This window comes from Mesorhizobium sp. (genome assembly GCF_024509055.1).
In the GTDB taxonomy this organism is placed as follows: domain Bacteria; phylum Pseudomonadota; class Alphaproteobacteria; order Rhizobiales; family Rhizobiaceae; genus Mesorhizobium.
Window position 1 is genome coordinate 1 of sequence record NZ_JANINM010000066.1, and the last position, 5,893, is coordinate 5,893.

At 62.6% G+C, this 5,893-nt stretch carries 5 protein-coding genes, 1 tRNA gene and 1 pseudogene; all 7 read right to left on the reverse strand.

All coding sequences use genetic code 11. The annotated features are described in order from the left end of the window. Nucleotides 1-103: pseudogene (rplK, locus tag Q0L57_RS03950) on the reverse strand (50S ribosomal protein L11); the annotation flags it as partial. 189 nt (nt 104-292) lie between these two features. Next, complete coding sequence (nusG, locus tag Q0L57_RS03955) at nt 293-820, reverse strand: transcription termination/antitermination protein NusG (RefSeq protein WP_126054423.1); 528 nt, start codon at nt 818-820, stop codon at nt 293-295. A 27-nt stretch (nt 821-847) separates the two neighbouring features. After that, nucleotides 848-1,051, reverse strand: coding sequence for a preprotein translocase subunit SecE (secE, locus tag Q0L57_RS03960; protein ID WP_095805841.1), 204 nt, complete (start codon nt 1,049-1,051; stop codon nt 848-850). A gap of 357 nt (nt 1,052-1,408) precedes the next feature. Continuing rightward, nucleotides 1,409-1,484 (reverse strand) — tRNA-Trp (locus tag Q0L57_RS03965). Nucleotides 1,485-1,629: 145 nt separating this feature from the next. After that, nucleotides 1,630-2,115: a group II truncated hemoglobin gene (locus Q0L57_RS03970; protein WP_296738412.1), complete on the reverse strand. Its 486-nt coding sequence runs from the start codon at nt 2,113-2,115 to the stop codon at nt 1,630-1,632. 68 nt (nt 2,116-2,183) lie between these two features. Further along, on the reverse strand, nt 2,184-3,728 hold the full coding sequence (locus Q0L57_RS03975) for a hypothetical protein (protein WP_296738414.1): 1,545 nt from the start codon (nt 3,726-3,728) through the stop codon (nt 2,184-2,186). Nucleotides 3,729-3,928: 200 nt separating this feature from the next. Beyond that, on the reverse strand, nt 3,929-5,494 hold the full coding sequence (locus Q0L57_RS03980) for a hypothetical protein (RefSeq protein WP_296738416.1): 1,566 nt from the start codon (nt 5,492-5,494) through the stop codon (nt 3,929-3,931). Nucleotides 5,495-5,893: the final 399 nt, after the last annotated feature.

Below are 5,893 nucleotides of genomic sequence, written 5' to 3' on the forward strand. Positions count from 1 at the left end.
TGTTGATGCCGCGCTGACCAAGCGCCGGGCCGATCGGGGGCGACGGCGTGGCCGAACCCGCGGCAACCTGGAGCTTGAGCTGGCCTGCAACTTTCTTAGCCATCTCTATTCCTGCCTTTTTCTCATGCCGGCCCCATTTTCGGGAAACACCGGCGGTTGCAGTCTGGTGGTGCGGTTCCCGCGGCCGGCTAAGCCGCCTTCGCCTCCCACCGTTCATGGCGACGCTTCTTCACGTCACCCCCCGCGTCTCTCGGCGCGGGTTTGCCGGCGCCTCTCGGCGCGGCTTTACGGATCAGCCCTTTTCGACCTGTCCGAATTCCAGATCGACAGGCACGGCGCGCCCGAAGATCGAAACTTCCACCTTGAGGCGCGCTCGCTCCTCGTCCACTTCCTGGACGAAGCCGTTGAACGATGCGAACGGACCGTCCGAAACGCGGATCGCCTCGCCGATCTCGAAGGTGACCGACGGCTTCGGCCGCTCGACGCCTTCCTGCACCTGGTTCAGGATGCGCTGCGCCTCGGTCTCGGTGATCGGCACGGGCTTGGAGTCGCCCAGGAAGCCGGTGACCTTCGGTGTGTTCTTGACCAGCGAGAACACGGCGTCCGTCAGATTGGCCTTCAACAGCACATAGCCCGGGAAGAACTTGCGCTCGGCATCGACCTTGCGGCCACGACGGATCTCGACGACCTTTTCGGTCGGCACGACGATCTGCTCGATGTCGCCCGACAGGCCCTTCTGCTTGGCCTTGTTCTCGATGTCCTCGGCGACCTTCTTCTCGAAGTTCGAATAAGCGTGGACGATGTACCAGCGCGCAGTCATTTCACCACCTCTCCATAATCGCCGAACTTAATGCCCGAGGCCCAGGATGAACTCGATCGCATAGCCCATGGCTATGTCGGCGGCGAAGAAGAAGATCATCGCGATGACGGCGAACACCAGGACCATCACCGTCGAGATCATGGTCTCGCGCCGCGAGGGCCATGTCACCTTGGCCGTCTCCGCGCGTACCTGCTGGAGAAAGGTGAAAGGATTAGTGGTTTTCGAAGCCATGTGCCGCTCTGTCTTCAAGACCCGTAGGCCGGGTCTCCTGGATGATCCCGCAGGCCGGGACGTGCCGCCTGGGTTCATGTCGGCGCCAAATCAGCACCACCATTTCGCCCATGCAAATCAGACGCGTAAAGCCGGCTTCCCAGCTCCACGCGTCGCGTGTCTGTTCTGTCTACATAAAACCGATTCTTGATCCACGCAAGTGGCAAGTTCTCGCTTTATGTCCAACGCCGCCTCGGAACCATCCAGTCGTCCCGTCCCGGCTATGCGGGCCTTATGCCCGAATTCACCCTATATGGCAAGCCGCCCGCCGATTTTCAAATGCCGGAGGCCGGGAATCTCGATTTGCCACTTGGGAAATGGCACGGGCAGCAGGGCTCGAACCTACGACCTGCGGTTTTGGAGACCGCCGCTCTACCAACTGAGCTATGCCCGTACACGCGTCTCAGCGCAGGCGCTTCCTAAAAGCTTCCGGGCGCTCTGTAAAGAGCAGTCGGACGCGGTTTTACATCCTTTGCCAGAAAACAGGATTTCCATGCCGCAAAGCAAAGGACCGTGCCTACGCCATGGTCTGCCAAGGCCTACGATTTCCCGCCTGCTGGCCTGTAAGGCCCGCCCGGCACGCCCCATCCCCAGGCCGGCATCGGCTCGGTCTCGGGGTCACAGGTCTCGCCGAGATTGGAATTCATCTTGGCCAGGCGCGAGCCCCATTCGACATAGCCCATGAAGGCGGACCGGAACTCGGGATCGTCGGGCAAGCCGACCTCATCCGCCGCATCGGCCAGAAGATTGATCCAGCGGCGGCGCTGTTCTTCGGTGAGGTGCTTGCCGAGATGATGCATGACCATCTCGCGGTGGCCGCCATGATCCTCGCTGTAGGTCTTGGGTCCTCCGAAGACCTCGCCAATGAAGGCCGCGACATGAGCCGGATGGTCCGGCGACATGTTCTTGAACACCGGACCGACGACCGGATCCAGGGCCACCTTGCCGTAGAAGGTTCGTGTCAGACGGTTCAGGGCCTCGGTGCCGCCGGCCCATTCGAACAGAGTCGGAATGTCGTCGGTCATCGCGGCTCCTCCATTCCCAAGAGGATAGCGATAACGCCCGGCCTCACTCAACCTGCCCCGATGGCCAGCTACAATTTCGCGGGGGTCGCGGCGGCCGCATTGGCGGCTGGCAGAACACGGCAATTGTCGGGCCTGGGAGTCGACTTGCAGATGGTGGCGCCCGTAAGCTCATCCACGGGCTGGCGGCCTGTCGTCAGCCCGAACTCCTGCATCTCATCCTGGCTGAGTTCCCTGTGGCTGGAATTGAGCACCGACTGCATGGCGGGAAACAGGCCCGGCCCGATCGCCATCTCGTCAAGATAGGCCTTGACCTTCTCTCCCATCTCCAGGGCATGCAGGCTCAGATGCGCGCTCGACCCGACAAGGCGTTTGGCGCCGCCGGCAATCATGAGGGCGCAGGCAGCGTCGCAATCGGCGCTGGTCTCGACCGTGAGGCCGGCGTGGAGACCATCCTTGGCAACGCAGCCGGCCGCGTCCGGATCGCAATCGAGGAAATCCGTGCGGGCGACGGCGACATCGAGCCTGCGCTCATGGATCAGCCGACCTGCCGCAAGCGCGCCCTGAACGTCGCCGCCCGGCGAGTTGATGATCACCGGCAACCGCCGCTGACCGATACCATCGAGCAGCTGGCGCAGCTTGTCGGGGGTGCCGGCGGTGATCGTGCCTTCCGCCGAGATCCATTCGGGGCAATCGGGATTGCAGAGCGGGTTGCTGCCGCGAACGAGGACGAAGCGCATCTCCCGCCCTTCGCTGGAGGGCGCGGCGGCAATCGGCCGCGCGGCAGGGGCGGGCTTGGCCTCGGCGATCGCAGCACCGGCCGGCTTTGCGTTCCTGTTCGCCGGAATTTCGCGGCAGTTGACCGGCACCGGCTTCGGCTCGCACACGGTCGAGGCGGTGAGCAGATCGACGGAATCCACGCTGGTGACGAGGTTCATCCGCAGCATGTTTTCCGTGACCAGCTGGTGGATGCCGCTGGCCGGAGTGTTCTTCATCGTCGTCAGGACGCCCTCGCCTATCCCCATTTCCTTCAGGTAGGCCGAAAGCCGCTTCGCGACCGCCTTGCTCATCTCATAGGTCTTGTAGCTGCCGGCGCTCTTGCGGCTGACGATCTTGGTGCTGATGACCTTCTTCCTGCCGTTCACCATCCTGTAGGTGGTGCGGTAGAGCAGCCTTTCCCGGTGGTAGGTGGTGGTGATCTGATGCACGCCGAGAAACGCCCATTCGCCGACCAGGCGCTGCATGCCCCCGGCAAACATCAGCGGGCAGGCCGAATTGCACATGGCGCCTCTGTCATAGGCCATGCCGAAATAGGATGCGCCCTTGCCGTCATTGGCGTGGCAATTCTTCATCTCCGGCTCGCAGCCGGAAAACTCCGTCATGCCGACAGCGGTATCAAGCTTGTTCTTGCGGATGATGCGGCCGAGCTCCAGCGCGGCTTCGACGTTGCCGCCGGGAGAATTGATGACGACTGGCAGGCGGCGGCCGCCGAGCGTCTTCAGCGTGCGCCTGAGCAGCGCCGGCGTGCCGGCTTCGATCGTGCCTTCCGCCGAAATCCATTCGGGACAATTGGGTTCGCACTCAGCCGCGCTGCTGCGCACGACGACGAAGCGCATCGTCGGTCCAAGCTCCAGCGGAGCTTCCTTGGCGGCCGCGGCAAAGCTGGCCAGCGCCACGACTATAGCCAGTCCCAAGGGAACCAGCCTGCGCCACCACAACGAAATACTGTCTGAACGGCGTTCTGGAACCACGCTTGGCATGCCTCTTGGATGCAGCCCATACTAGTTGCGGCGAAGGCGCTTGCAACAGTCTTGCGCTAGAGCTTTGCCGGCTTGCCTGTCGCAGCCTCGGCGACCGGGCGGCAGTTGTCAGGCTTGGGCGAGGATTTGCAAATGGACGCGCCGGTCAGGGCGTCCACCGATTGCGGCCCGGTCGTCAGTCCGATTTTCTTCATCAGGTCGGGCTCGAGCCGGCGCTCGACCGTGCGCTGCGCTATCGCGGCGAACAAACCGGGATCGATCGCCATTTCCTCGAGGTAGGCTTTCACTATCTGATTTTGGCCCATCGGGTACATGCTGAGCCGCGCCTGCGGACCGACCAGTCGTCTTGTGCCGCCTGAAAGCATGAGCGCGCAGGGCGTATCGCACTCCACTCCCGTATCGATGCCAAGCCCGGCATAGGCGCCGTCGGAGGCCAGGCAAAATGGCGATGTCGGATCGCAGCCAACGAAATCGGTGCGGCCCACGGCGACGTCGAGCTTCCGTTCGCGGATAATTCGTCCGGCGATCAGCGCGCCGAACAGGTCGCCCCCTTGCGAACTGATCACCACGGGCAGCCGCCGGTTGCCAAGTATGGCGAGCAGCTGGCGCAATTTCTGCGGGGTCTGGCCCGTGATCGCGCCCTCCGCCGAAATCCATTCCGGGCAATCGGGATTGCACAGCGGATTGCTGCCGCGGACCACGAAAAAGCGCATTTCCGGCGCCCCGTTTCCTACTGCTCCCTGGAATGGCGTGGCTGGTGGAGCCTTGGCCGGCTGAGGCGGCGGGACTTCGGCCTGTAAAGACGGTACGGCCTTTGCCAATTCCACGTTGGCCGGCTTGGCATTCGCCGGTATCAGCCGGCAGTTCGCGGCCGGCTTGTCCAGCATGCAAAGGCTTGCGCTGGTCAACAGGTCAAAGGTGTCCCTGCTGGTGGCCAGTTTCGTTGCCATCATGTCGTCGAGCGCGATCTGGCGGATATCACTGGCGGGCGTGGCTCTCATCTTCTCCAGCACGCCCTGACCCACGCCCATCTCCTTGAGATAGGCGGAGAGCTTTCTCTCAAGCCCCCTGCTCATCTCGTAGGTCTTGTAGCTGCCGACGTCCGTGCGGCTGATAACCTTAGTGCTGATGACCTTTTTCCTGCCGCCCACAATCCTGTAGGTGGTACGGTAGTATATCTGTTGGCGCCGATAGGTCGTGGTGATCTGATGGACGCCCAGATAGGCCCAATTGCCGACGACGCGGCGGACGCCCCCGGCAAACATCAGCGGGCAAGCGGAATTGCACATGGCGCGGCCATCATAGGCGATGCCGAAATAGGCGGCACCCTTGCCGTCATTGGCCCGGCAGTCCTTCACTCCCGGCTGACAACCGGAGAATTTGGTAACGCCAACGGCGATATCGAGCTTGTTCCTGCGGATGATCCGGCCGAGCTGCAATGCGGCTTCGACACTGCCGCCGGGGGAATTGACGATGATCGGCAGTTGGCGACGACCGAGCGTCTTCAATATCCGATTGAGTTTGGCCGGGGTGCCGGTCTCGATGGCGCCTTCCGCCGAAATCCATTCCGGACAGTTCGGCTCGCAACCGGCGGCGCTGCTGCGCACGACGACGAACCGCATCTCCGAGAAACCGTCGGACAGCAGGTGTTGAAGATACCAGGTATCGGGATTCCATGTTCGCGGGTCTGAGGGGTCACTTGCCTTCGCGGCGAACGCGGCCACGGCCATGGTGCTCACCAGTGCCAGGCGGACCAGCCAACGCCACAAGCCTGCTATTTTGTCTGGATGGCGCCCCGAACCCACGCGTAGCAAATGCCCCCTTGATGCAACCTATAATAGTTGCGGCAATGGTACTTGCAATAGCTCTGAAACAGACCGTCCAATACTTGCGCCGTGAAGCGCCGGAAACAAAAAGGGCGGCCCGAAGACCGCCCTTTCCCAGTCGAACCGGAACAACCGGATCGATTATTCCTTGATGGTGACGACGATGCCGGCACCGACGGTGCGGCCGCCTTCACG